This window comes from Lysinibacillus sp. UBA5990, assembly GCF_002429815.1.
GTDB classification, from domain to species: domain Bacteria; phylum Bacillota; class Bacilli; order Bacillales_A; family Planococcaceae; genus Lysinibacillus; species Lysinibacillus fusiformis.
This window is the reverse complement of record NZ_DJAY01000003.1, coordinates 16,743-43,596: the sequence shown is the minus strand read 5'-3', so window position 1 is coordinate 43,596 and position 26,854 is coordinate 16,743. Positions and strand designations below refer to the sequence as shown.

30 protein-coding genes are annotated in these 26,854 nt (G+C 35.4%); 15 read left to right on the top strand and 15 right to left on the bottom strand.

Annotated features, from left to right (window positions below):
* Positions 1-29: 29 nt before the first annotated feature.
* From B3D94_RS01625 to B3D94_RS01615, 3 genes are all read right to left on the bottom strand, one after another.
* Complete coding sequence (locus B3D94_RS01625; RefSeq protein WP_254664378.1) at positions 30-644, bottom strand: class I SAM-dependent methyltransferase; 615 nt, start codon at positions 642-644, stop codon at positions 30-32.
* A gap of 211 nt (positions 645-855) precedes the next feature.
* Positions 856-1,968 carry a DUF4179 domain-containing protein gene (locus B3D94_RS01620; protein ID WP_291753956.1) on the bottom strand — a complete coding sequence of 371 codons (1,113 nt, stop codon included), beginning with the start codon at positions 1,966-1,968 and terminating at the stop codon, positions 856-858.
* Positions 1,940-2,524 carry an RNA polymerase sigma factor gene (locus B3D94_RS01615; RefSeq protein ID WP_291753954.1) on the bottom strand — a complete coding sequence of 195 codons (585 nt, stop codon included), beginning with the start codon at positions 2,522-2,524 and terminating at the stop codon, positions 1,940-1,942. Before B3D94_RS01615 ends, B3D94_RS01620 begins: the two co-directional genes overlap by 29 nt.
* 221 nt (positions 2,525-2,745) lie before the next feature.
* Here B3D94_RS01615 and B3D94_RS01610 point away from each other — a divergent pair, with 221 nt between their 5' ends.
* Both B3D94_RS01610 and B3D94_RS01605 read left to right on the top strand, forming a co-directional pair.
* Positions 2,746-3,528: an ABC transporter ATP-binding protein gene (locus B3D94_RS01610; protein WP_008175483.1), complete on the top strand. Its 783-nt coding sequence runs from the start codon at positions 2,746-2,748 to the stop codon at positions 3,526-3,528.
* The gene (locus B3D94_RS01605) at positions 3,525-5,138 is read left to right on the top strand and encodes a hypothetical protein (RefSeq protein ID WP_291753950.1); all 1,614 of its coding nucleotides are present in this window, start codon (positions 3,525-3,527) and stop codon (positions 5,136-5,138) included. Before B3D94_RS01610 ends, B3D94_RS01605 begins: the two co-directional genes overlap by 4 nt.
* Before the next feature lie 46 nt (positions 5,139-5,184).
* On the opposite strand, the gene B3D94_RS01600 is transcribed toward B3D94_RS01605, so the two are convergent.
* The 11 genes from B3D94_RS01600 to B3D94_RS01550 form a co-directional block, all read right to left on the bottom strand.
* Positions 5,185-5,799 (bottom strand): ABC-2 transporter permease, encoded by a 615-nt coding sequence (locus B3D94_RS01600; protein ID WP_069483012.1) that lies wholly within the window; start codon positions 5,797-5,799, stop codon positions 5,185-5,187.
* Positions 5,800-5,803: 4 nt separating this feature from the next.
* A complete protein-coding gene (locus B3D94_RS01595) occupies positions 5,804-6,661 on the bottom strand; it encodes an ABC transporter ATP-binding protein (protein ID WP_193833393.1) in 858 nt (285 codons plus the stop codon).
* Positions 6,662-7,039: a GntR family transcriptional regulator gene (locus B3D94_RS01590; protein ID WP_008175490.1), complete on the bottom strand. Its 378-nt coding sequence runs from the start codon at positions 7,037-7,039 to the stop codon at positions 6,662-6,664.
* A 142-nt stretch (positions 7,040-7,181) separates the two neighbouring features.
* Entirely contained in the window at positions 7,182-8,465 is a 1,284-nt protein-coding gene (locus B3D94_RS01585) for a histidine--tRNA ligase (RefSeq protein WP_291753937.1), read from the bottom strand.
* A gap of 258 nt (positions 8,466-8,723) precedes the next feature.
* Positions 8,724-9,149 carry a MarR family winged helix-turn-helix transcriptional regulator gene (locus B3D94_RS01580; protein WP_291753936.1) on the bottom strand — a complete coding sequence of 142 codons (426 nt, stop codon included), beginning with the start codon at positions 9,147-9,149 and terminating at the stop codon, positions 8,724-8,726.
* On the bottom strand, positions 9,139-9,420 hold the full coding sequence (locus tag B3D94_RS01575) for a transporter suffix domain-containing protein (RefSeq protein ID WP_069483016.1): 282 nt from the start codon (positions 9,418-9,420) through the stop codon (positions 9,139-9,141). Before B3D94_RS01575 ends, B3D94_RS01580 begins: the two co-directional genes overlap by 11 nt.
* Before the next feature lie 167 nt (positions 9,421-9,587).
* Positions 9,588-11,225, bottom strand: coding sequence for a DUF4179 domain-containing protein (locus B3D94_RS01570; RefSeq protein WP_069483017.1), 1,638 nt, complete (start codon positions 11,223-11,225; stop codon positions 9,588-9,590).
* A complete protein-coding gene (locus tag B3D94_RS01565; protein WP_069483018.1) occupies positions 11,212-11,745 on the bottom strand; it encodes an RNA polymerase sigma factor in 534 nt (177 codons plus the stop codon). The genes B3D94_RS01570 and B3D94_RS01565 overlap by 14 nt, the downstream gene beginning before the upstream one ends.
* A gap of 355 nt (positions 11,746-12,100) precedes the next feature.
* Positions 12,101-13,462 (bottom strand): TraB/GumN family protein, encoded by a 1,362-nt coding sequence (locus B3D94_RS01560; protein WP_241605211.1) that lies wholly within the window; start codon positions 13,460-13,462, stop codon positions 12,101-12,103.
* Between the two features lie 194 nt (positions 13,463-13,656).
* The gene (locus B3D94_RS01555; protein ID WP_036121507.1) at positions 13,657-14,349 is read right to left on the bottom strand and encodes a stalk domain-containing protein; all 693 of its coding nucleotides are present in this window, start codon (positions 14,347-14,349) and stop codon (positions 13,657-13,659) included.
* Positions 14,350-14,864: 515 nt separating this feature from the next.
* Positions 14,865-15,578 (bottom strand): SDR family oxidoreductase, encoded by a 714-nt coding sequence (locus B3D94_RS01550; protein WP_069483019.1) that lies wholly within the window; start codon positions 15,576-15,578, stop codon positions 14,865-14,867.
* A 325-nt stretch (positions 15,579-15,903) separates the two neighbouring features.
* Between B3D94_RS01550 and B3D94_RS01545 the strand changes: the two genes are divergently transcribed.
* The 8 genes from B3D94_RS01545 (at position 15,904) to B3D94_RS01510 (ending at position 21,747) form a co-directional block, all read left to right on the top strand.
* Entirely contained in the window at positions 15,904-16,242 is a 339-nt protein-coding gene (locus B3D94_RS01545; protein WP_069483020.1) for a winged helix-turn-helix transcriptional regulator, read from the top strand.
* 68 nt (positions 16,243-16,310) lie between these two features.
* Positions 16,311-16,916: a TetR/AcrR family transcriptional regulator gene (locus tag B3D94_RS01540; protein WP_069483021.1), complete on the top strand. Its 606-nt coding sequence runs from the start codon at positions 16,311-16,313 to the stop codon at positions 16,914-16,916.
* A 127-nt stretch (positions 16,917-17,043) separates the two neighbouring features.
* Complete coding sequence (locus tag B3D94_RS01535) at positions 17,044-17,700, top strand: DJ-1/PfpI family protein (protein WP_069483022.1); 657 nt, start codon at positions 17,044-17,046, stop codon at positions 17,698-17,700.
* A 142-nt stretch (positions 17,701-17,842) separates the two neighbouring features.
* Positions 17,843-18,538: an AraC family transcriptional regulator gene (locus B3D94_RS01530; RefSeq protein WP_291753920.1), complete on the top strand. Its 696-nt coding sequence runs from the start codon at positions 17,843-17,845 to the stop codon at positions 18,536-18,538.
* An 18-nt stretch (positions 18,539-18,556) separates the two neighbouring features.
* The gene (locus B3D94_RS01525; protein ID WP_291753918.1) at positions 18,557-19,432 is read left to right on the top strand and encodes an ABC transporter substrate-binding protein; all 876 of its coding nucleotides are present in this window, start codon (positions 18,557-18,559) and stop codon (positions 19,430-19,432) included.
* Between the two features lie 113 nt (positions 19,433-19,545).
* Positions 19,546-20,523 carry an ABC transporter substrate-binding protein gene (locus B3D94_RS01520; RefSeq protein WP_069483024.1) on the top strand — a complete coding sequence of 326 codons (978 nt, stop codon included), beginning with the start codon at positions 19,546-19,548 and terminating at the stop codon, positions 20,521-20,523.
* Positions 20,524-21,570 (top strand): NAD(P)/FAD-dependent oxidoreductase, encoded by a 1,047-nt coding sequence (locus B3D94_RS01515; RefSeq protein WP_069483025.1) that lies wholly within the window; start codon positions 20,524-20,526, stop codon positions 21,568-21,570. It begins immediately after the preceding gene.
* A gap of 33 nt (positions 21,571-21,603) precedes the next feature.
* Positions 21,604-21,747: a hypothetical protein gene (locus tag B3D94_RS01510; RefSeq protein WP_175423089.1), complete on the top strand. Its 144-nt coding sequence runs from the start codon at positions 21,604-21,606 to the stop codon at positions 21,745-21,747.
* A gap of 629 nt (positions 21,748-22,376) precedes the next feature.
* Here B3D94_RS01510 and B3D94_RS01505 read toward each other — a convergent pair.
* Entirely contained in the window at positions 22,377-22,658 is a 282-nt protein-coding gene (locus tag B3D94_RS01505) for a response regulator transcription factor (protein WP_349679764.1), read from the bottom strand.
* A gap of 286 nt (positions 22,659-22,944) precedes the next feature.
* Here B3D94_RS01505 and B3D94_RS01500 point away from each other — a divergent pair, with 286 nt between their 5' ends.
* The 5 genes from B3D94_RS01500 (at position 22,945) to mnmA (ending at position 26,508) form a co-directional block, all read left to right on the top strand.
* On the top strand, positions 22,945-23,259 hold the full coding sequence (locus B3D94_RS01500; protein ID WP_291754431.1) for an ArsR/SmtB family transcription factor: 315 nt from the start codon (positions 22,945-22,947) through the stop codon (positions 23,257-23,259).
* 41 nt (positions 23,260-23,300) lie between these two features.
* A complete protein-coding gene (locus B3D94_RS01495) occupies positions 23,301-23,984 on the top strand; it encodes a DsbA family oxidoreductase (RefSeq protein WP_291753912.1) in 684 nt (227 codons plus the stop codon).
* Positions 23,971-24,618, top strand: coding sequence for an MBL fold metallo-hydrolase (locus B3D94_RS01490; RefSeq protein WP_291753909.1), 648 nt, complete (start codon positions 23,971-23,973; stop codon positions 24,616-24,618). The genes B3D94_RS01495 and B3D94_RS01490 overlap by 14 nt, the downstream gene beginning before the upstream one ends.
* A 203-nt stretch (positions 24,619-24,821) precedes the next feature.
* Positions 24,822-25,052, top strand: a complete 231-nt coding sequence (locus B3D94_RS01485) for a DUF896 domain-containing protein (RefSeq protein ID WP_038190423.1) — start codon at positions 24,822-24,824, stop codon at positions 25,050-25,052.
* 331 nt (positions 25,053-25,383) lie between these two features.
* On the top strand, positions 25,384-26,508 hold the full coding sequence (mnmA, locus tag B3D94_RS01480) for a tRNA 2-thiouridine(34) synthase MnmA (RefSeq protein WP_291753905.1): 1,125 nt from the start codon (positions 25,384-25,386) through the stop codon (positions 26,506-26,508).
* Positions 26,509-26,854: the final 346 nt, after the last annotated feature.

Genomic DNA, 26,854 nt, shown 5'->3' with positions numbered 1-26,854 from the left:
TAATAGAAGAAGCCATTCTCTAGTTTTTTTCAGAATGGCTTTTTAATATCATTTTTTTTGAATAACCCTACTATAAAACCTTCTAATCCAAAATGCGGATCTACTGTAGACATCGGTACCATTTTACGTATTTCAATTTCATCAAAAAAATTAAAAATTTCCTGTAGTTGACTTTTGGTATAGCCAAGCCCACCCTCTAAACTGCGCTTTAAATATACTTCCTCATCTGTCAGAGCTGAGCCACCGTATGTACCATTCTCCTCAAATGAACATAGAGCAAAGTATCCATCCTGCTTTAATAACCTATTAATGATCTCTATATAACTAACACGACGATGTGGTGCTATATGATGAAAGCATCCCGAATCATAAATAAAATCAAAGCTTTCCTGTTGAAAATCTAAATCAAAAATATTAGCACATACTAATTCTACATTCACATCTTCTTTAGATATTCTCTTTTTTGCCCATTCCAGTGCATTTTCTGATAGATCCACTCCAACCACTGTACATCCCTTTTTAGCTAAATAGATAGCATTACGCCCTGCACCACATCCTAATTCTAAAACTTTACTCGGAAAAATCATTTCCTTTTCAAAATAGTGTACTAGATTTTCATCAGGCTTATTAACAAAGAAAGGAATCTTTCGAAATGTATCATCATAAAAATTATTCCAAAAATGTTGGGGCTCCCGTAGTATGATCTAGTAAAATAAGCAAATCTTCATTGGATTTAATTAGCATTCCACACCTCGATTTATTCTTATTAAAGCTTTATTATATAGGAGCGGATATATACTCAGCCAGTTTCAAAATAACCAATATACACCATTGCTTCTCACTTATAATTTTTTATTACTTTACTGGTATTGTCACTTCTAGCTCAGGAATATATTGAATTATCGGTTCATTATTCTCATCCATTTGAAAGCTTCCTTTTGGATGCTCCTTAAAAAGATGGATATAAGGCTTGATCGTTATGGATGCTGGTACAGATTCAAAAGGAGTAAAGCGATGATCCATAATTTTTTCACTTCCATTGGTCTCATGCCAACCATTCCCATTAATTAGTGCAAGTTTACGCCCTTGCTCATCAAAAATATCTATCCCCATTGTTAACCATGGCTCAATAAAAGTGGAGCTGTCTGTCAATATGGTTCTCGTCGTTATATTGGTTGTAATAGGGGTAATCTTGATCTGTTCAACTGTAAAATGAATATTATTATAATGTCGATTTACAGTTGGCTGTAAAGTCACATAGTCTGCAATTTTATTTTTCACAGGAATATCAATCTTTAAAGGAGCCTGTACGCCCGTAATAGTAGCATATACTGTTAAATCGAATTGCTCCGGGAAAGGTCGTCCTCCCTGATTGCTCTTATCCGAAAACTCAATTATTGTAGAATCCTTATCTTTTCCTGGGTGTAGAAAGATCCCAATACGATTTGACTCACTAGGAGCAAAATCATCGATAGGTGCTCCATTAATAAACAATTCAATATTGCCGAGGCGCTCCATTAATGTCTCCGTTTCACTAGCTGTTCGAGGTCGCTCTACCCCAATCGAGACACGTGTACCATCATATGCTACCTCCGATACACTTAATGTAAATCCATCGTGACTGACACTTGCATTAGGTTTCGTTGAAAGCCCCTTTTCATCAGCTGTTTTCAGACCAAGATCACCAGCTAGGCTGAAAATAGAGGATAGTACAGGAACTTGTTTTATAGTTGCTGCCATTGTAGGTGAAATGAAGGGGGTGATTAGTAGCAAGCATACGATTACGGTAGCCATAGCCTTCACTATCAACACATTATGAGGCTTCTTTTTATGAGTAATCAATTTTTTAGAATCATGGTCATATTTATACATAACACGGTCAACTAAATCAATTTCTACGGGTGTTTCTCGGATGTACTTCTTTAGCTTGTTCAATTCATCATCCTTCAGTTTTGATCGAACGCTCATAATATCCCCTCCCTTGCTTTTTTTCTTTCAACAATTTTTTTCGTAATCGTTCATATTTTTTGCGTACAGTAGCTGGTTTCAAATCCATGATAGAGGCAATTTCATCAAAGCTATACTCTTCAATAGATCGAAGTAATAAAATTCTTTTTTCATCCACATTTAATTTCTCTAATAACTGATGAATCGAATCCTCGTAATGATAGGATTCATATGCCTGCTCGACCATTTGCTCCTTTTTAAACCCTGTCCAAAATCTAAAGCCCTTATTTTTCTTCTTCAGTAGGTCGATACAATGATGATGAGCAATTTTATAGAGCCACGCTGAAAATGACACTGAGTAAGAGAATTGGCGAATATTCTCTAAACCTTTTATAAAAACATCCTGTGAGGCATCTTCAGCTTCTTCTTTGTTCCCTAATAGGTAGTAACAGTAAAGGTAGATTTGTTTTTGGAAGCACCGTATGATTTCTGTGTAGGCATGAGTATCCCCAGCCTGAACTTGTTTAACTACCTCTTTTATTAGTAACGTTTCCTCTGTTTTATTTGATATAGTCACAAGCTTCCCTCCTCTCTATCTGTATAACTAAATTCACTACCGTTTTGTGACAGCAAAAGAATAAAAATTGGCGTTATAATATATAATTTCTTAATTTAATAACCCTTCCCCAACCACATGGAATTGAACTGGTTTCATTTTACCAAAAGGAATATATTTTCTTTTTATATGTTATAGTGTATTAATGGATATTTTTTCTATAATTATGGAGGTGCACTGAAATGGAAGACATTTTAACGATTACAAATTTAACGAAAAGTTATGGAAACAAGGAAATATTAAAAGGAATAAACCTCCATGCAACTAGAGGAGAAATTATCGGATATATTGGTCCAAATGGTGCTGGTAAAAGCACGACTGTTAAAATTATTTTGGGGCTTGAAGGTGATTATGGTGGTGAGATTAAGCTCTTTGGTGAAAGCATTGGGCAAGATCAAATAGACTATAAGCGTAGAATTGGTTACGTTCCAGAAATCGCTGATGTTTATGACAACTTAACAGGTTATGAATATTTAACCTTTATCGGTCAGTTATATGGGCTAGAGCTAGAGGAGGCAGCTGACAAATCGAAATCGCTCATGGAGTTGTTTGGAGTGGGAGAGGCGTACCATTCTAGAATTTCCTCGTATTCGAAGGGCATGCGACAAAAACTATTAATCATTGCTAGTCTTATACATAATCCAGACCTATTATTCTTAGATGAACCGATCAATGGCTTAGATGCAAACAGTGTAATGATTTTTAAAGAGATTTTAACGCAGCTCGCAGCCAATGGAAAAACAATATTTTACTCATCTCATATTATGGATGTCGTTGAAAAGATCAGTAGTCGCATCATCCTGCTATATGACGGCAACATAGCAGCGGACGGAACCTTTGCCCAATTACAAGCTGGTAACACTGAAGGAACGCTAGAAAGGATCTTTAATCAATTAACAGGATTTCATGAGCATCAGGAAATTGGTGAGAAATTTGTATCCATCGTTCGAGGAGTACAATCATGACAGATTTTAAAACACTCCAATTGCTTGATTTATTCCGCTGGCTCTTTGTAAAAATGGGTATTGATTATGACCTAATGAGAAAAATCCTTCATATCAAATTAACAATGGATGAACGTAAAGTACCCACACTATTTAATCAGAACAAAAAGAAGGACAATCAAAAATATGGCTATATTAAATCGCTATGGATTTATGTTTTATTCGGCCTTATACTAATCCCACTAATGGGATTTGGTCAAAACTTTTTATTTCAAATGAGTATTGCGTTTGCTATGATCATTTTTTTAATTATGACTTCATTGATTTCTGACTTTTCCTCAGTACTCTTAGATGTACGAGACAAAAGCATACTATCAACTAAACCGATTTCCGCTAGAACCATTAACGCAGCAAAATTTATGCATATTTTCATTTACTTATTCTATTTAACAATTGCCTTAACAGGCATCCCTTTACTCGTCAGCCTTTTTACGCAAGGAATTGTATTTTTCCTTTTAACCGTTCTAGAGATTATATTGATTAATTTATTTATTGTAGCGATCACTGCCATTTTATATATTGCTATTTTACGCTTCTTCGTAGGTGAAAAGCTGAAGGATATGATCAACTATGTACAAATTGCCTTGTCGTTAATGCTCATGATTGGCTATCAGGTTTTGATTCGCTCCTTTGAATTCGTTAATTTGGATATGACGGTATCATTTCATTGGTGGAGTCTCTTCCTAATACCGATGTGGTTCGCTGCACCCTTTAACTTATTACTAAATGGCGATACTTCGTTATTAACAGTACTATACAGCATCTTTGCTGTAATCATACCGATACTTTCGATTGGATTATATATTAAACTCATCCCAACCTTTGAACGTAACCTTCAAAAACTATTAAGTACAAGTAAATCAAAAAAAGAGAAGAACAATCGACTGAAGGTACTTTTATTAACGCTGCTATGTAGAACACATGAAGAAAGAGCATTTTTTCGTTTCGCCTCTCTTATGATGAAGCAAGAACGTGAGTTTAAGCTCAAAGTTTACCCTTCTTTAGGTTTTTCATTTATTATCCCATTTATTTTTATATTTACCTTTAGCGGATCCGAAAAAATTGATTACGCTACTAGTATGAGCTACTTAAATATTTATTTTAGTATGATGATTATTCCAGCTGCTGTACTTTTACTTGGTCATTCGGCTAAATTTAAAGCGGCGTGGATATACAAAATACTTCCATTAAAAGATTATACGAATTTACAAAAAGGCAGTTTAAAGGCATTTTTAATCAAATTGTATATCCCATTATTTTTAGTACTAAGTTTGGTCTTTAGCTATATATACGGTATTCGAATTATCCCAGACCTACTAGTAGTTTTAGTGACAAGCTGGATATATACACTGTTTTGTTTCGTAACGATGAGCAATAAAATACCTTTTACCAAACCATATGATGAGGTTGGGGATGCTCAAGGCTGGAAAACTTTTTTATTGTTTATCCCTATAGCTATTTTGGCAGGTCTACACTATTTTATTGCCAGTCAAATGGCATTCGGACCTACTATTTATTTCATAGTGCTTTTTTTCATCAACATGCTTGTATGGAAGTTAGCTTTCAAATGACAAAAACGGCTCGAGTCCCACCTTATATGGGGCCGGCCGTTTTCTTTTAAAACGCCTTGCGCTTATAAATCCTTACTGAGAGTATCCATGAGCCTATATAGAGTACAACGATTAGTAATGAGATAATAAGGTATAGTTGTAATTCCTGTACAGTCATGAAATTTTGTACAACGGTTCTTATTTGTTTATTTAAGTTAGGGACAAAATAATTGATGATTACCATATAAACTCCAAATAATCCCATGATAGCAATAGTTAAATACTTTGTTTTGAATTTATAGGACATCGGTAAAATAAACGAAATGACAATCATAACGAGGCCCATAATCAGTACTATTTCCTTCCATAATATAGCTACCTGATTCCCATTTAAAAGAAAGTCGAACAAATACGTAAGGAACATAAAGAGCCCTGTAAAAATTAAAGCTCCAATATATTTTGAACTAACAATTTCTTTTCTTGTATACGGTAATGAATTAAGTAAAATATTTGCATTATCTTTTTCATCATTCGAAAAAGCACTTAAAACAAAAACGATACTATATATAAATACTATATATACCGACGGAACATTGACCATTAAATAAAGAATAATAGTTGCTATGTAGAATAGTAGGATGTTTTTTTGAATTAAAATATCTTTTAAAATAAGGTTCAACATATCCTTACCACCCTTTCTTTGTATAATACATAATGTCTTCAAGCGTAGGCTTTTCAACCACCACTGTATCGCCAAATATAGTAGCTGCTCGATGTTTATTGGCTGTTAATGCTTCAAAGCCTCTGTTTGTTTTACGAAGGGCGACGAATTCCTGCTCCGTTTCACGATCTAATAAATCCAAGGTTCCTTTAACAATAGCGTATTCCTCTTGAATTTTATAAAACTCCTTTGTGAAAATATGCTCGCCATTATGAATAAACGTTATATAATCTGCGATGCGATCTAAATCTGTCGTAATATGTGTGGAGAAAAATATAGTTTTGTCTCCATCTTGCATTAACTCATGTAAAATATTGAGTAATTCTCTGCGAAAAATAGGGTCGAGCCCCGACGTTGGTTCATCCATGATGATTAATTCAGCGTGATGTGCTAACGCGATGGCTAAGGATGCTTTCATCTTCATCCCTTTCGAAAAGGTCTTCATATTTTTGTTCAAGGGCAGCTCAAACTGTTCCACATAATGCTGAAATGCCTTGTCATCCCATCTTCTATAGGCAGGTTTAATAATCCTTTTCATATCCTTGAGTGTGATATTTTCATAAAAGATATTCTCATCATAAACAAAACCGATACGTTCTTTAATTTCTTTTTCATGTTTCTTATAACTTTTACCGAAAATAGAAATAGTCCCACTATCCTGCTGCAATAAATTCATAATCATTTTAATGGTCGTTGATTTTCCTGCACCATTCCCTCCAATAAACCCTGTGACAAACCCTTTTTTAACATGGATAGAAAAATCCTTTATTTGAAAACCATTAAAGGACTTTTGTATATGCTGTAATTCAATAACATTTTCCATTTATTCATCCTCCGTATACAATAAAGTAAGCATAGCCTTTAACTCTGCTAAACTAATATCCATTTCCTTCGCATTTTGAATCGCCACCAACAATTTTTCCTCAATGGCCTTCATTTTTCTTTCCTTCATCATTTCTGAATTTTGTTCAGAGATAAATGATCCTTTCCCAACAATAGAATAAATAAATCCATTTTTTTCAAGCTCTTCATATGCCCTTTTCGTTGTAATGACACTAATCTCTAAATCTTTGGCAAGTTGGCGCATGGAAGGTAATGGCTGCCCCTCTTGTAATTGCCCTGTTAAAATTAGCTTTTTAATTTGTGCATATATCTGCTCATAAATAGGCTCTTTAGAACTGTTCGAAATAATAATTTGCATGCAAATACCTCTTTTTAAATATTGTATATATACTTTATACACAATATATACACATCGATGCAAATATGCAAGTAAAATTTACCTTTTTGTGAAATAAAAATAAAAGCATATAGCCAAATGAATGACTACATGCCTTTTCAATTTAAAATTTAAATGCAATTACTTCTTCCTTACCACTTTGCATATTTTTTATTTTATATATATTTTGCGTGACCTCATCTTCTCCTAGGACTATAACCTTTGGTGTATTTTCCCGATTCGCTTTCTCCATTGCTTTTTTTACTTTTTTCCCACTAAGCTCAACTTCTACCTTATATTCATGTTGCCGCAATGTTGCTGCCAACTTCAGCGCCGACTTTTCTGTTCCAAGGGGAATAATATAAATATCCACAATCGGAGCGTTTTGCTCGATTCTCCCTATAACCTCCAAGGCTGTATAAATGACGTCTAATCCAAAAGAAATTCCCACAGTGGCATACAATTGCTCCTTAGACCCCAAAAGGCCACCAATCGCCTGATCATAACGTCCCCCACTCCCAATACTCGAACGAATGGTTCCATCTGCTAAGAAGATTTCATAAATTGTTCCTGTATAAATTTCAAGCCCTCGTGCTAAAAATGGATTGAACGTACATTTCTCATTTAATCCAAGTACATTTAAATAAGCTGTTAGCTCCACTAATTCCTGTATACCTTGCTGCAAAATGATGTTTTGATTAGCGAACTCATTAAAATAGGCCATATTTATTTGAGGTCGCGCCTCTAGAAATTGCTTTATTTTAGTCATGCTGTTTTCAGAAATTCCCAATTCCTTCAATTCTGATAGCATTGTTTTTTGGTCTATTTTTTCGATTTTATCTAAAATTAAAATAACATGATTCATTTGTTGCTGCTCTACTTCAAATAATTGCAGTAAACCAACTAAAAGCTTACGATTATTATATTGGATGTTAATCTGAAGATTAAGCTTAGCAAATGCATCTATCGCCATCATCATTAGTTCCGCTTCAGCAGCTTGTGACGTCACCCCAACAATATCTACATCACATTGTGTAAATTCACGAAAACGTCCCGCCTTAATGGGCCCATCTCGAAACACTTTACCAATTTCATAACGTTTAAATGGCATAGTAATAGAGGGATTCATCGCTACTATCTTTGCAAATGGAATTGTTAAGTCATAGCGTAACGCTAAATCACGCTCACCTCTATCCCTAAGTGTATACATTTCCTGTAAAATTTCAGCACCACCAGCATATTTAGAAGCCATCAACTCCGTATAATTAAGAATTGGTGTCTCTATCGGCTTACAGCCATAAGCCATAAACGTGTCTTCTAAAGTGCGCCGAATAGCACGACGAGTAACCTCCTGCTCAGGTAAATAATCTTGTGTACCACGTACATTTTGGTAATCCATTTTTTTCATCACTTTTGCCTCCTTATTTTTTGACAAATAAAAAAACCGTATACGATAAAGCTCTCCATCAGCTTTATTTATACGATTACATGAGAAATAGTCTTCCTATTCAATATTAATTAATTAATAAAGATAGCAAGACTACTGACTATGATGATGTTTTGTTGTGTACGTTTGGACAAAGTTCATTGTCATATGTATTCCCCCTTTTATGTTAAGGGATACTATAAGACAAAACGAAATAAATGTCAAATTATTTCGAAAATTTTATAAAAGTACATTTTTTAATTTTTCTAGTACCTCTAGCACATTCACCAATTCCTCATCCGATAGATGTGCTTGATATTTTTTAGTGATTTCTTGATTAAACGCTTCACCTTCCTGTTTATACAGCAAACCTTTCTCACCTAATTCAATCGAATAGCCACGCTTATCATCGACATGCTGCCTTTTTATAATATAGCCATCCTTTTCAAGCTTTGCTATCTGCTGGCTCACGGCACTTTTGGTAATCGTCATTTTTTCAGCTATTTCTGATGGTGAAATGGAAGGATGGCGAATCACTAATGCCAAAAAGACCGCTTGCTGATTATTTAAATTGAACTTACTATAGTCTCTTTCCATTTTCTCAAGAACAATCCAAATATCTTCAATTGTATGATTAATTAGCTCTGCTACATTGTTAGTCTTCATTTTTTTGAGTATCACCTTTTTCACGCCATTTTTTAGGATTAAGATAGCTTTTAAATTTGTTAGCTACTTCTTTCCCGACAAGTAAAGCGCCCAACCAAAATAAGATTTCAGCTACAATAATGCTGCCTGGAATAATACCTGCTTTTACTTTCGTAGGAATAGGTGTGAATGGTGTAATGACTGGGATTAGCCATAGTGACAGAGAAAAAATAATAATGCCTACTCCAAGTTTATAAGCAAAGGGCTTATGTGCTTTTTCGTTAGGGTTCATGGAACCATTCTCCTATAAAATAATTTATTTAAGTTAACTAAACTATATTATAGACTTCTTTAGTATGTAAAGCAATGTTTTAATTGTTACGAGAAAAACAAAAACCCCATCTATTTGAAAATTGAAGAATACAATAGATGGGATGATTTATTTATTTTTTGTGTTTATTATTTTCCAGATATAAGTGGCATACGTAACTCATCATTTGGCTTGTTAATTAGATAATTATAAACGAGAATTTCAAGCTCCTTCTTGTCAAAATTCTCATAAACATCCATTCTTTTATTATTTTCAAGCATACCCATAAATTCAGGCGTTCCATAGATCTCTTCTTTGCCTTCTAAATAATATGTTTGATTGACTCCAGCAAATCCTGGATCAGAGCTTAATGATTCCACATAAAGGTTATTGTCCTTCATGTAATAAGTCCATGAGATCGGATACCCTGCAATATTAGATGTTACACTTTGAGGCTTTGCTGATATGTTCGTTAAACGGGTTGAATTGTCGTCTCCGTATAAACCTTCAACACGGTGCTTAGCAACGAAAGTTACAGATTGATTTTCCAAAGAAGCTGCATTTAGTCCATTCATTTCAAAGCGAAGCTCTGTTTCATTAGGATTTCCACCTTTACCCGACATATAACCAGTCAGTAAAGTTCCGCCCACATCCAGTTGATAATCCCTATATGGAAAAGTCTCGTATTTTTCTTGAGTAAGAATCAATCGAACTTGGGTCGGTGTAACCGTCATTTCATGGATTTTAGTTCCACCAGGCACATTGTCAATTGGGATATCTAGTACTTGCTTAAATGACGCATTTTCCAATTGTTTTTTATTTAAATTTAGTTTTATACTCCAATCACTCTCTTTTGTTTCTAGTACTCGATTATAAGAAATTTGGAATTTAGTACCTTCTTGGTGTAAGGCATCAGACTCGAATAGTTGCTGACTATAATATTCTCCTTTTGGTCCTTGATTTCCCAAGAAAGATCTTTTCCCATTTTCAATAGAATTTTTTCTATCATTAATCGCCTCAATAAATATCCCTGTATTCCGTACTTTTGAATCTGTAAGCGTAACTGCTGATTTAAGCAATACTTTACCCTCATCTTGTTCAAAAGATTGGATAGTCACGGTGCCAATCCCACCCTTTTGATATGGGAACACTTGCGTAGTCAAGTCATTTGGATTATAGCTGATAAAATGTTTCTCATTGCTGATGAACTGCATATTCTCCATTGTAAACTCCACATCTGCCATCTGGCCTTCTACAACCCAATCTGTTTCAAAATATCCTTGGAAGACACCAAGCTCTTCATTCCAATAATGTGTATAATTCCCTTCAATAAAGTTACCCTTCGCATCTTTAAGTCCGGTAAATTCAAAGCCTATTTCCTCCCCATCCCAAGATGCTTCAGGTTTCAAACTATATAACAGGAAGGTTCTATTATCATCTATAAACGCCGTGTGTACGGTTAATGTAAACCCATCCTTCGTAATAGATTGCTCAATTGTCTGGCCTAAGCCTTGCGCTAATGCCGATTGAATACCAGCTCTATATGAAAGAATGTTTGACCAATCATAATTCAGGGCTGCATAAACTGGCGTGGCCATTAGCGCGACAGCTAGTCCAGCCACCAAAGCGAATTTCTTTCTTCTGCGGGGCCGTTTTTCAATCGTTTCACCTTCGGTAATCTTTAACTCATCTTGTTCAATAGAGCTCCACATTTGTTCGAAATCAGGATACACCATATTATGATCTGCCTTCATACCTTTTTTCAGCTTCTGTTCAGTGCGTTCCAAATTGATTCTCTCCCTTCAACCATAGATGTTGATTTTGTTCCAATTTTTTGCGCATTATTTTTAATGCTTTATGCAGCCTCGACTTTACTGTACCTACAGGAATTTTTAACGTTTCTGCGATTTCTACTAACGACAATTCACCGATAAAACGAAGAGTAACAACGGCCATAAGCTTTTCTGGCAACTGCTTGAGCAATTCCTCCCATTCCTCCCCAGCTACCTTCTCCATTACAATTGTGTCTACAGACTTAACCAATGCCGTATTCTGCTCATGTAGAAGTTGAACCTGACCTTGTTTTTTCAATTGAGCTTGCTTTCTTTTTAACAAGTTTAAGCATTGGTTCATCGCAATGCGCATAATCCAAGCACGTGTATGCTGAATGCTTTTCCAATCTTGACGGAACACGGTGACAAATACATCATGGCAGAGATCTTCCGCATCTTGTGCATTTCTTAGCATGTAGTAACAGGTACGGTATACATCCTTATTGTATGAATCAAATAATTCTCGTTCTGTCAATCTGAGTCACTCCTTTCTGACTGTTCTACTTTATAAACAAATGACTACTAGAAATGGTTCATCTTTTTTAGAACTTCCTTGTTATGTAATTCAATTAAAAACCTCAAAATGAAAACAAATGGCATTAGAGAGGTCCATTATAGGACGTCTAAACCATCTGTTTTTAGCTTGTAGACAGCAATAAGCAGTGACATCATTGGGTCTAGAAATTTCTGTTCCTTCATATTTCCGCTGATTACGGTAGTTATTTTTTTAAAAAAGTATATCTTAAGATAATGATAGCTAGCGATGATTGTGGTGCAACTAAAAATGACAACCCTAGCTAATTTCATAGCTTTGGGTTGCCTTTATATTTTTATTGATAAAACGGCTTTACATCGTATCCGTTTTGCTCCAAATGATAGCGAATGTTTTTATCTACTAGGAAATGTCCTGATCCCACTACAACAAAGTACTTCCCTTTTTTCTCTTCAAGAACATTCATGATTTTCTTGGCCATTTGCTCGTCACGTAAGCCGAAAAGCATTTCATTGAACTCAGATGATGGTCCCTCCATTGCTTGGAAGCTTTTTGCGAATTCTTCCACATTCCCTTGCTGCCAGCTTGTAAACCATTCTTGAAGAATTTCGGATTGATTTTCTTCAGATGGATTGATGATATTATCCAGCACAGCGACTAATGACTGCTCCTGTGCCTCTGGTGACAATGCATCAAACATATCTACCTGCGCTCTTGTACCTTCTAATTCAATCACTGGCTTTTGCTGCAACTGTGCGTTCAATAAAAAGTATATATCAATCCCGTGCATTGTCATTTCTTGTGGCGTCATTCCAAAGGAATCGTCCATTGCCAGCATTGATAATGCACTAGAAAGCATCCATGGCTTTTGTACTGTTAGTTCCTCCATTGGAAGATTGTAAAGCTTTGCGACTTGTTCTAACTTTGCATATGTTTCTGGTGCAACATTATCTTTTAATGTTTTGCCATCTGTATACATTGCTTTTTCTGCATAGTATTCGAGTGCTTCCGCATCCAGGATATTCGCCTCTACTAATAGTGCATCCGATTCATTGAATGCCTTTACTAGTTTGTTATTGAATGGATATAAATCGGGTGTTCCTAGATGAATGGAACCTAGTAAGTATACAAGTGTATCCTCATCCTGAACAACCCAAGCTACTCCGTTCGATCCTTGCTCTGCTAGCGCATATGTACTCTGAATGAAACGCACAGCCAATATTACAGCCTGTTGAGTCGTTGCCTTGCTCTCCAACTGTAATCCGTTTGCTGAGCCTTGTAATATATGATGCTCTTTCATAAATTGAATAGGATCTTTACCAACCGGTAAATCATAACGAGCTACAATATTATATAAACGTTTTACAATATCCCCTCGTGTGTTATCATTCTTCACACTCACTGGTTTAAATTGTTTGTTTTCATCTAAACCTAGAGAAGCAATTTTCTTTTCAGTTAAAGCTAATAATTCATTTACTTTATCTACCGAAATTTCTTGAAGGAAACCATCGAAATACCATTCCATTGGAAAGATTCCGTATTTTTCTCCCTCATTTAATGTTTCTATTGCCCACTCGCTAATTGATGGTGTTAAAGGTAGTGACTGCTCCTCCGCATGGATCACAGGTACAACCGTTGTCAGCATCAATGAAGCCCCAAGCAAAATAGCGCTTGTACGTTTCATTATCTTTTTCATCATAAGATTTTCTCTCCCTTTTTCTACTTCCTTACCTACAACGTTTGAAATTATACCATAAACAAACCAACTATTTTATACGTAAATGTGAAAAAATTTACAAAAATGTATTGACTTTAATTATGTCTGAATAGTTATTTCATCCCATTAAATAAGACGATGACACTCGTTCTTGTCATCGCCTTTTAATGTTAAGCTTATCGAGTAAATTTAGGATCCACTATACCTAAACCACTGCCTTCAATTTCAAACTTCACTTTTGAAGCACCTTCTAAATTTACATTAACCTTTATCTTATCTTTTATCGATCCGCTATCATAAATCAATTTATTATCTGCGTAAATTTTCATATAGCCTATGCCGAAAGAACCTGCCGCTAGCTTTTTAACAGGCGCTAGGTATGTTTCAAATGATTTATAATTTCCATTAGCCATGTATTCAACTGTATGATCTTGTACAGCCCCACCGCCGTGATAGCCACCTAGTTGATAGGATTGTTCAAACTTTTCTCCAGTACTAATAACGATAGAGCTTGGGTTATGGAAGAAATGATCTTCATCACTCCCAATAGGCTTTACATCTTTTAAAGAGATGAAGGTTGGAGCCTCACCAATATAAACGGATTTTGATTTACCATCCCATGTCACCTTTTTCCCTAAGGACTCAGCAATAAAACGCATCGGCACATAAGTAGTTCCTTCATAAATAAAGCCAGATTGACCCTCTTTTGGCTTTTTCTCAACCTTATCTACATAGTAATGAATCGTATCTTGAGAAACATTGATCTTTTTCAAACTGCTTGCTGCCTCTGTCGTTGAAAGATAGGTGAAGGTTAAACCTCCTAATATAAAAAAGCCTAAATAACTCGTTATGATAAGTAGTTTTTTCATAGAGCACACTCCTTAATATATTTATATGTAATTATACCAAAAATTACATATAAATATTTCGATATATTGTTCAAAATAGAAAAAAATCCTGCATATCAATAGCATTCCTTATATTTGGCTCTTAATTAAAGCTTATTGTCCCTTAGCTACATTTATTTAATCTCCTAGACCTTTTGTTTATGAAATTGAAGCTTTCCCCTTTTAATATGATTATTAGTAACTGAATATTTTAATAACAAGTTAAATGATATAGTTCCATAATCAAATATCCTAATATCTTTAATACTTTTAAATCAGGTTTCAAATGAACCCTTTTATTAATAAGCTTTCTATATTATGATTCTTAAAATCTGAAAACAATTGACTCTCTAAGGATTAGTAACTTAGTAACTTAAATCCATTAGAGCATAATCCACTTTCACTACTGTTCTTTCAAAATGGATTATTCTTATCTATCAAAAAACGAACGAATTTTTTTGAGGTATGTTTAATCCAATTTTTCTTTTAGTTACTGATTATGCTAGAATGTGTCCTCCTTCTACATGAAGAATGGTTCCGGTCACGAAACTATTTTGTAGCAAGTATAATACGCTTTGTGCAACATCTTCAGCCCTTCCTATACGTTTTACTGGAAGTTTATTTTCAACAGAAGCATAAAAATTATCCCGTATTGCTTCTGGCATTTTATTACGAGAAGGTGTATCAATGATACCGGGTGAAACAATATTCACTCGGATTGGAGCAAGTTCTAATGCCAAAGTTTGTCCTAGATTCGAAACAGCTGCATTGACTGCACCTAGAGTTGCTGAACCAACCATAGACTTATAGGCTACGACCCCAGAAAACAAAGTAATGGACCCGTTTGGTAAAATTTTCAACGCGCCGTATTTAGCTGCATAATATTGTCCCCAAAACTTATTTTCAAACAATTGTCGAGCTTGAGCTGTACTTGTTTGGAGGAATGAGCCACCGGATGTTTCTGCTGCGCTTACTACGAGATGATCGAACGGACCGACTTTTTCAAAGAAAGACACTACTTGCTGTTCTTCTGTTGTATCTAGTGTGTAAGCTATAGCATTCACCCCCAATTGCTCTTTTGCATTCCGTAATTTATCTTCAGATCGGCTTGCAATGATTACTTCAGCACCTTGGGCTAATAGTTGTTTCGCTGATTCCAAGCCAATCCCAGAGCTCCCACCAATAATGACAACCTTTTTATCTTTTAACATGTTTTTACCTCCTATATTTCCAAATAGTAAATTTAAAATTCAATTTCTCTTGCATGTGTATATCAAGCATTAATTCATAATGGGTACTGATAATAAAAGTACTTATTATAAGATCTACACATGTAGATGGTTCATATTGCGTTGAAGTCTCACTATATTTGATTACCTCCTCAATCTAGTAATGAAATAATAAAACCAACAATATTATATATATAGTTACTTCATTTTCGGAAGTAGTGATATTTATTTCATAAAGTTTCTGGAAGTATACTAATGTGATAATATAAGGTGAATTAGACAAAAAAATTTTAGGAGGCTGTTTCTGATGAGTGTGATAGAGCCAGTCGTGTTGACCAAAGGAGCTCCAGGTGAGACTTGTCCCATTGCTAAAACGCTGGAGGTGATTGGGACTAAATGGACATTTTTGATAATTCGTGATCTGCTTATAGAAGGAACGATGCGCTTTAGTGACCTATTGAAATCAATGGATGGTATTAGCCCGAAAACACTTTCCCTCCGCCTTAAAGTGTTGGAGGATCAAGGAATATTAGAAAGAAAGGTATTCCCTGAGGTCCCCCCTCGCGTAGAATATACCCTAACAGAAAAAGGAAAGAGCTTGGAAGGAATTTTCATTGAACTAAAAAGATTTGGATTAAATTTATAAAAATACTTTAAATGTAAGTAAGACATACTTTAAATTTAAGCTATCATTGTGCAAATGGAGGAAATTCAATGAATAAAGAAGATCAAATACGTGATCTTATTATCCAAACTTCTCTAAGTTTATTTAATAAAAAAGGTTACAACCAAACTTCTATTCAAGATATTATGACTGCTACGGCATTACCTAAAGGTGCCATTTATAGACGTTTTGAAAATAAAAATGACATAGCCCTGGCTTCCTTCACCTATTCTATGAAGATTATTTGGGATCATTATTTTGAAGCAATAAAGTCTAAAATAACGGCGACAGATAAAATAATTGCTATGTTTGAAGTTTATCAAGATGCAGTTCATACCCCACCAGTCGATGGTGGATGCCCGCTACTGAATACAGCTATTGAAAGTGATGATGGATTCCCAGAACTACATGAGTTAGCAGCTAATGCACATAAAGAAACCCTACTTTTTTTACAATCAATCATTGAAGAAGGAATTCGAGCCAAAGAATTTAGCCAGCATATAAATGCTTATTCCCTAGCATCTTTCTTATTCTCTACTTTAGAGGGTGCTGTCATGTCTAGTCGTTTAGCTTTAAATAATGATCATATGAATCATAGTATTGAACAGATCACATACCTTTTACAACAGTACTCACCAAAGAACCAAGAGGTTTAAATTACAATACCTCTTGGTTTTCACTAAAATGTAATAATTATATTGTTGAAAACAGATGCATTTGCGTATAAGATTATTTTACGGACCGGACGGTTCGGTCTTATTATGTTATTAAGGAGAGATAGTATTGGAAATCGCAATTTTACTTTACGATGGGATTACAGCTTTGGACGCAATTGGTCCATACGAAGTATTTGCAGCTACACAGCAATGTCATGTGAAATTTGTTGCAAAAGATAAAGGAACGATTAAACTAGATTCAAAAATGGGCTTTTTGCATGCAGACTATAGCTTTTCTGACATAACTTCTGCCGATATTCTTATTGTTCCTGGCTGTAGTCCACCTAACTTCAAAAATCCTATGAATGATGAAACAACGCTCAATTGGATTCGTAACATACACCAAACAACCAGATGGACAACATCCGTGTGCAATGGCTCTCTTATTTTAAGTGCAGCTGGTCTATTAAAAGGGATGAAGGCAACTAGTCACTGGGGTTCCTTTGACATCCTACAATCACTTGGCACTATTCCAACAGATGAAAGAGTTGTGCGCCAAAGCAAAATGGTCACAGCAGCTGGCGTCTCTTCTGGCATTGATATGGCTCTGCAACTAGTTGCATGGGAATTTGGTGACGATCTTAGTATGGGAGTTCAGTTAATACTGGAATATGATCCACAGCCTCCATTTGATACAGGCTCTGTACAAAAAGCACCTCCGCCTTTAGTTGAAGATATAAAAAAAATGCTTCAGGCATTTTCCAAGAAAGAGCCTGATATGTAAACGCTCCTTCTAAACACCTCCTTAACACAGAGGTGTTTTCGTCATAATTTTTATGGTATTCATTTTGCTCTTACCGTTTTATGACGTTTGTTGTGACATTCCGTAGTATACTTTTATCACAACAAACTAAAGGAGTACATAAATGCTTGATTCTAATCCTAATTGGCTGGCACATTGCACAGAAATAAATGATTTAGACAAATCATTATTTCAAAAATCGACGATACATCTTGATCGTGCGGCTCTCTTATTGATTACGGATGGCCAAACCACTCTATCTATTAATGGTCACAATGAGCATATTGTATTTGGGCATTTAATCGCCCTTGAAAATGATGCCGTTATCCAACTTACACATACAAATAGACTTGATTTTTCAGGTTATTTAATTAGCTTTGAGCTATATGATACAGAAATCAAATCAACCTGTAATTGGTCTATCGATACAACAAATGGTTACTATATTCACCGAGTGCCTGAAACGGTCATCGCAGATATTCGTATATCGCTCGCTGTAAATACAGATCATCTCCATATTACTATTAAACAATTTATTTTATACAGCTTGTTGAAAGAATTACAACAAGAGAGACCAATAGATGAATACACCCTGGAACAAAGAATTAAACATACCGTTATTTATATGCAAAAAAAATATAATCAAATGATGACAAGAGATGAATTGGCAGCTATCGCCGGATATAGTCCATGGTATTATTCAAGAAAATTCATTGAGTTATATGATAAGACACCGATAGCTTATTTAATTAGTTATCGTATTTTCCGCGCACAGGAAATGCTATTAACCACAGAGAATTTATCACAAAATATCGCGTAAAAAGTGGGCTTTGATGATGTGCAAAACTTTAGCCGACAATTTAAACGTATTGTTGGTCGCCCACCTAAACAATACAAAAAGACCGTTAGTGAATATCATGTTTGCTTTCTCTCACCTGCACATGCAGAAATTGCGATTGCATTAGGTGTTGTACCTAATTGTGTTACTGTGACTAACTCCCTAACTCCAAAGTATCAACAACTACTTTTTCAGGAAGTTGGTACAACCATTTTAGAAATGCCTCAATATGTGATTCAGCAGGACATAATTGTACAACAACAACCCGATTTAATTATCGGTGTCGACTTAACAGAGGAGACAAAACAGCAGTTCCAAACTATCGCCCCTGTTATCAGTGGACTAACCTATGATTTACATTCACTCATCCGTTATTTTGGTAAATTGTTTCATAAAGAGAAGGAAGCTGCACAAATCATTCGCGAACTTACAACATATGTAGAGGTTCTAAAAAGTAAAATACAACATCATATAGTAAAAGATGCTACTGTCCTATACTTACGTGTAGAGGAGCTAGGTTACCGCTATTTGGGTGAATCTTCTAGTGACTCGGCTATCCTTTTATATCAGGAGCTGGGCTTGCAAATGCCTAAAGTATTGCGCGCAAATGCAAACAGTTTCAACATGTGTTCCTTACAACAATTAGTGGCTGCCAATCCTACATATTTATTTATTGAAAAACGCATAATGGACTATTATACCGCCGACTTAAGCCTAGCTACTTTACAAAATAGTGAGCAATGGGCAAATTTAGATGCGGTGAAAAATAACCGTGTTTTTTATGTGGATACTGGTTTATGGATTAACAATTGTAGTGTATTTGGCAAAAGGGAAATTATGCAACAGATTGATCAAGCGATTTTAGGGAGTGTTTGATCTAGAACACAATAATCCAATTTTTAAGGCACTTTACGCCATAGTAGGGTTTAACATTACCTGTTATTATTTGATAGTGATAATCATTATCAAATAAAAAGGAGCAATAATCCATGAAAAAAATGACGCCCTATATACTTCTTATACTAGTTGCTTTAGCTTTAGTTGCTTGCTCAAGTACTAACAAAGAAAGCGGAAATGAAGCAAAGGATCCAAAAGAAAAAAGCGAGCCAACAACACGTGTTGTAAAAGATGCCTACGGTGATGTCACTATCCCTACCGAACCTAAAAATATACTAGTTCTTAGTTCTAACTATGCTGAAAACCTAATTGAAATCGGTGTAACGCCTCAAATGGTGACAGTTGTTGAAGAAATTGAACCTGAATATCGCTTTAAATTATTCGATGACAACCATGTTAAAATTATTCCAACTGTGCAATATGAAGACAATTTAGAAGTTATTCTTCAAGCAGCACCAGATGTCATTATTGCTCAAGGCGCAGCTATTGATGCTAAAAAATATGATGCATTAAGTAAAATTGCCCCTACGGTAGCTGTTGAAGCCGATGTTGCAATAGATGAATACGTTCCTGTGCTTGGTGAACTGTTTAATAAAGAAAAAGAAGCAGAACTGGCTCTACAGAAGTTTAGAGAAAAAATAGAAGATACGAAAGAGAAACTACATCAGGCTATAGGTGACGAAAAAATTCTTGTATTGCGTGTAGAACAAAATCAATATCGTGTGTTAGGCACTGAAAAGGGTAGTCCTGGTAGTGACATGTTATATACACAACTTGGATTAAGTATTCCAACTAAGCTGAAGGATAATCATGATTGGTTCACGCCTATTTCCTTAGAAGTTTTACCTGAGATTGACGCAGACCATATTTTTGTCGAACAACGGCAAATGCAAAATTATAGTAGTGAACAATCCATGAAGGATTTAGAGAATAGCCCAATGTGGCAAGGAATGGATGCCGTAAAGGCAGGCAATGTTTACCCATTAAAAACAGCTGATTACGTTGTAGGTGAAGGTTTAGTTGGCTCTCCACTATTCCTTGATTATTTAGTTGAAAGGTTGGTGCCTTAAATGCAACAAGAGATTTATGATGTAATTATTATCGGTGGAGGCCCAGCAGGCATGTATGCAGCCTTTTACAGTGGCATGCGTGAAATGAAAACAAAAATTATCGAAGTAAAGCATGAACTAGGTGGATTTATGCGTACCTACCCCGAGAAATTAGTTTGGGATGTCGGTGGTATTGAGCCTGTTCGATGTGAAGAAATCATTCATTCCTTAATCAAGCAAGCGACGACATTTAATCCAACATTCGTCTTTGGCCAAGAGATTGTTGGCATGCAAAAACGCGATGATGGCATTTTCGTCTTAACAGCAAAAACAGGCGAGAAACATTATACAAAAACGATTATTATAGCTACAGGACGAGGCATTACACGCATTCAGAAATTAACGGTAGAAGGCGCTGACCGTTATGAACTAAACAACCTTCATTATACAGTAACGAACATAAATAGATTTAAAGATAAACGTGTACTCATCTCTGGTGGAGGCGACTCAGCTGTAGATTGGGCTATTGAAATGGCTCCTATCGCCAAAGAAGTGTATGTCGTGCATAGACGTGATGACTTTAGTGCCTTTGAATCTTCTGTAACGCGCATGAAGTCTATCGTCACAACCTTTGTTCCCTATACGGTTTCTCGTTTACATGGTAATGGTAATAAAATCGAGCATGTCACATTACAGCATGTTCATTCAGATGATACAACAAACATTGAAGTAGACGAAGTGCTTGTCAATCACGGATTTGACCGAAACTTTGGTGGCGCCATTATGGATTGGGGCTTAGCTTCTGAAGAATGGGGCATTTCCGTTACACCAAAAATGTGCACAAGTATGCCAGGCATCTTTGGCGCAGGCGATATTATAACGAACGAAGGGAAAATAAGACTGATTGCAGGCGCATTTAATGATGCGGTCCTCGCTGTAAATAGCGCCAAATTATACATGGACCCTACAGAAGCAAAAATGGCGGGCGTTTCTTCCCACAACGACCGCTTCGCCGAAAAAAACGAAGCACTACAACAAAAGAATAAAGCTGTAACTACACATAAGTGATCAGTTACTATCTTCCCTGTTAGGTATTATCTAATGGGGATTTTTATTGAAGATATTTATGGAATTACAGTCCACTATACGGCTGTCAATGGCTATGAAAGAGCTGGGTCCCCTTGCTTCTACACTTACGAATTATTTAAAAAAACCATTGATACAGCGATGATTTGTACGGTATGAGCTGGTTTCCTTCAGCTGCCCTAATATCTTGTCTTTTAGAACAAACCAAATATAAAGTAATTAACTATTATATTCATGAAACTGACTACAATATTTTTAGAAAACATTTACAAAACTCTTTAAAATTTCATTTACGATAATTGTAAAAAAACTCGACCCATGGTTAATGGATCGAGTTTTAATTTCGATATTATTTATTTCAGCTTATACAGCCTTTGAATGTCATAAGCTGAATTTGTTAAGTTACAAAAAAGTCTTATACTTTAAAAAGCTATATGACGCATTTTTATTATTAGATATAATAAAATGTTACAAAAAAGATGTATACTAAAATTCTTTTTGTGGTATAAGATATCCATATAAATGTTACAAAAAAGTTATATACTTAGGAATTAAAAAATCCTCAATATAGCATAAAGCGCCTTTATTGTGGGGTTTTGCTTTTAATTTTCATTATCATTGGAAGATAGAGTATTTCTCAATTATTTATAGTAATAGTGTATGGTTCCATCTCTATTACTTTTATTGTTGATTTGAAATAAAGTTTGATCATATAAGAGTTTTTAGTTGCTAGTTTAATTGAAGAAAGTTAAATACTATTCTTCATAATTAGGCTGTATATACCCTAACTAAATCGCTTGAGTTACTGCTTCTAACGAAGATGACACATTCAATTTGTCGAATATATGCTGAATATGATTTGAAACTGTACGTTCGCTTGTAAAAACAATGGAAGCAACCTCCTTACGCTTATACCCATTAGCTAGCAATTGTAGAATCTGCTTTTCGCTGTCAGTAAATTCTTCCGCAAATCCTGAGGACTTTGGAAAATAGAAAGTACCTTTATTAATCTCTATTTTTGATAGGCTTAAAACGGTTAAACTTTCTTCAAAATGGTGCGACTTTTTCAAAACAGTTCAACTTTGATTTAAACCGACATAAAGAGCTGCTATCAAAATAGCTCCAACAAGCAGTAAATTCAAAAATCCTCTCGAGAGATCGAGGGGTGTTTTTGAATGGTTTTAATACTGAAGTCTTTCTGATCAATTGTTAATGCTTTAGCTAAAGAAATAATAAATGAGGTAAAAAAATTTGATAACACCATGCAAAAAATCGTGAGCTTATATATTTACATATCGTAATATCGTGATATGATGATATGTATATAAATGATAGTGAGGTGAAGTCGTGACGAAAATTCAATTTGATCAGGTAGATTTATTTAAAGCATTATCTAATGAAGCGAGACTGAAGATTTTATACTGGTTAAAAGATCCTACAACGCATTTTGATACAAAGCGACAAGCGATAGAGGAAATGGATGAAATAGGGGTCTGTGTAAGCCTGATTAGAGATAAGCTTGAGATGAATCAGTCTACTACATCTCAATATTTATCAACTTTACAGCGTGCAGGTCTGGTCGAAGCAAGACGCATCGGAAAGTGGACGTACTATAAACGCAATGAGCAACTGATACATGAGTTAGCAAACTTTATCGAAACGAAGCTATAAATTTTGAGATAATACTAAAAATCGGAAAAGAGGAACTAGTAATGAAAATTGAAATATGGTCAGATTATGCATGTCCCTACTGTTATATTGGAGAAGCAAGATTGGAAAAAGCAATGAATGAGCTAGGAATTAATGATCAAGTAAATATTGAAATGAGAAGTTTCGAATTAGACCCTGACGCTAGTTACGAAGTCGTATCCAATACAGAAGATCGTTTCGCAAAAAAATATGGTCTATCTAATAGTGCGGCGGCAGAAAGAATTAGACAAATAGAGCAGTATGGTAAAGGAGAAGGTATTGATTTCAAATATTATACTACACGATATACAAACACAATGGATGCTCATCGCTTAACACATTATGCAGAAAAACAGGGAAATAAAACGATTGCAAAAGATTTATTCAAAGCCTATTTCACTGATAATTTAGAGTTGAGCGATAAAAATGTACTAAAAGAAATTGCTGTAAAAAATGGACTAGATGAAAATGAAGTAGAAAAAGTCTTGAATTCCGATGAATTTGAAAGTGATGTACGTAAAGATGAAAAGCAGGCATATGTAATGGGAGTCCGAGGTGTACCTTACTTCTTGATTAATGGAGAAATCAATTTGAGTGGTGCTCAGAATGTCGAAACATTTAAAACGGCGTTAAAACAAGCAATGCAGGATGATAGTCAGAATAATGATTTATCAGGAATGAGCTGTGGTATTGATGGATGTAATTAATAATCGAAGCGTTGTACATCAATTAACAGTAAAAGATGTATTTTATGCAAATGCATTTTTATATATTGATCAGGATACGAAACATGGGTTTTTATTTGATCCCGGTGCAGAAGCAGAGAAAATATTACATGTGATAGAATCCAATGGTTATCATATCGAAAAAATATTATTAACACATGGACATTTTGATCACATAGGTGCAGTCGATAAAATTAGAAATAAATTAAATATCCCTGTTTATATGCACGAACTCGGGCGGGAATATGTGCAAAATGCGAGAATGAACTTATCAGCTTTATGCAATAGACATATCATAGTTGATGATGTGCGCTATGTACAATCAGGTGAAACGTTTGAACTGTCAGCTAATTCGAATTTTAAAGTAACGATGACACATACACCCGGTCATGCAATGGATCAAGTTATGTATTATAATGCACAGGATAATGTAGCGTTTGTTGGTGATACAATCTTTAAAGGTAGTATTGGAACCGCTGAATATGAAGGTGGAAATGAACAGGACCTGATGCAAAGTTTAAATTTGATTCTATCATTGCCAGAGGACGTTGTTTTATATAATGGTCATAGTGGTAAAACAACTGTAGGTGATGAGAAGAAAAGACTCAGCATATAAAGGGTAAGTGACATATTTTCTGTTGAGTACAGGAAATATGTCATTTTATTATTGTTTATTGTAAAAAAGTAGGAACAGAATATAATGTCCATGTTTTAGAGGTCAATTGCTGTTGTTTAGATATTTTTGCACCAAAACCTTTAAAAGTGACTCATGCTATAAATTATAAGCAAAATTAATGAAGAGAATAGAGATGAAATAAGATGATAAATAACTTAGGGCGTATTAATGAATTAGCGAAAAAACAGCGTGAAGAAGGTTTGACAAGTGCTGAACGGATTGAGCAACAAGTATTACGCAAAGACTACTTACGCGAAATTCGCGGACAAGTTCGCGAAACTTTTTCAAAAATGACTGTACTCGATTCACTAGGAAATGATGTAACACCGGATAAATTGCGTAGAGAAAAGGAAATAGATTCACGGGAAGTATAAGCTTAGAAGAAGCACTTACATTCCACGTTAATAGTGATACGCAAATGTGTAGCCGCATGCATTCAATGTAAGCTTTGCAGGATGTGTTGAATCGTTTTTAGTAAATCTTAATATGGCGGGTAATTGTGCATCAAGTGGATCGTCGTGCACAGAAGCTTCGATTGGCCCGTTACTTGTCTTGATGGCAATGTGTGGACATGGTGCTGAAAAATTACGTAATTGAATTCGTTTTAGCTTCGGTTAAGGCTTGACAGAAGAAGATATAAAACAGGCAGTGGAAAAAAGCTATTGTGAAAAGATTGGTGAATTAAGAAAAGAAAAGGTGACCTTAATGAAAGAAACAAAAGACCCCTCGCAAATACGTGTCGTTGTTGGCATGTCGGGTGGGGTGGATTCTTCGGTTGCTGCGTACCTGTTAAAACAACAAGGCTATGAAGTAATCGGGATTTTTATGAAAAACTGGGATGATACAGACGAAAATGGTGTTTGTACAGCTACAGAAGACTATGATGATGTTATTAAAGTGTGTAACCAAATTGGTATTCCATATTATGCAGTTAATTTTGAAAAGCAATACTGGGATAAAGTTTTCACATACTTTTTAGAAGAATATAAAGCAGGCCGCACACCAAATCCAGACGTTATGTGCAATAAGGAAATTAAGTTTAAAGCTTTCCTCGAACATGCGATGAGTCTTGGTGCTGATTATCTGGCAACGGGCCACTATGCACGTATTGAACGGAGTGGTGATGGCGAAGTATTAATGTTTCGTGGTGTCGATGAAAATAAAGACCAAACGTATTTCCTAAATCAATTAACACAGGAGCAGCTTAAACATGTTATGTTCCCAATTGGTGATATTGAGAAAAAAGAAGTGCGTAAAATTGCTGAAGAGGCAGGTCTTGCAACAGCGAAAAAGAAAGATTCAACAGGCATTTGCTTCATTGGCGAACGTAACTTTAAAGAGTTCCTAAGTAAATTCCTACCAGCACAACCTGGAAAAATGGAGACAATGGACGGCGTGGTAATGGGACAACATGACGGGCTAATGTACTATACACTTGGTCAACGTCACGGGCTTGGTATTGGTGGCGACGGTGAGCCATGGTTTGTTCTTGGAAAAGACCTAGAGCGTAATGTATTGCTTGTTGGCCAAGGTTTTCACCATGATGCATTGTATTCTACTTCATTAACAGCAGTGAAAATGAGCTATACTTCGACAAAAAAATTACCTCGTAAATTTTTTTGCACAGCGAAATTCCGTTATCGTCAAACAGATACTCCGGTTGAAGTCGAGATTTTAGAAGATGGCCGTACACATATTACATTTGAAGAACCGGTTCGTGCCATTACACCGGGACAAGCAGTTGTTTTATATGACGGCGAGGTATGTCTTGGTGGCGGTACAATTGATGAAGTGTTTAAAAACAACGAAAAACTAACATATGTAGGATAAACTTGTGAGAAGACTGCTTAGGCAGTCTTTCGCTACGTAGAGGTGTGGAATTGGATATGGATTTTGGTAGGAAAATCCATATTCAAAGTAAGCTTCATTTCTTCGGTATCTTCATCTAGCTCCAGTTGAAATCAGGTGGAGTGCATAATCTGTGCGAACTATCATTTTTTGACGTCGTATTCACTTACTAAAAATAATAAATACTCGCTATTGTAAAAGACAAGGAAGAAGTCTTTTTGGACGTCAAGTTGGGGGCATTATCAGCGGGCGTACCTTTACGGGACATGCTCATGATATTATTGTGTGCAAAAATTAAATACCTTAGCAATTTAAATCAAGCCACACA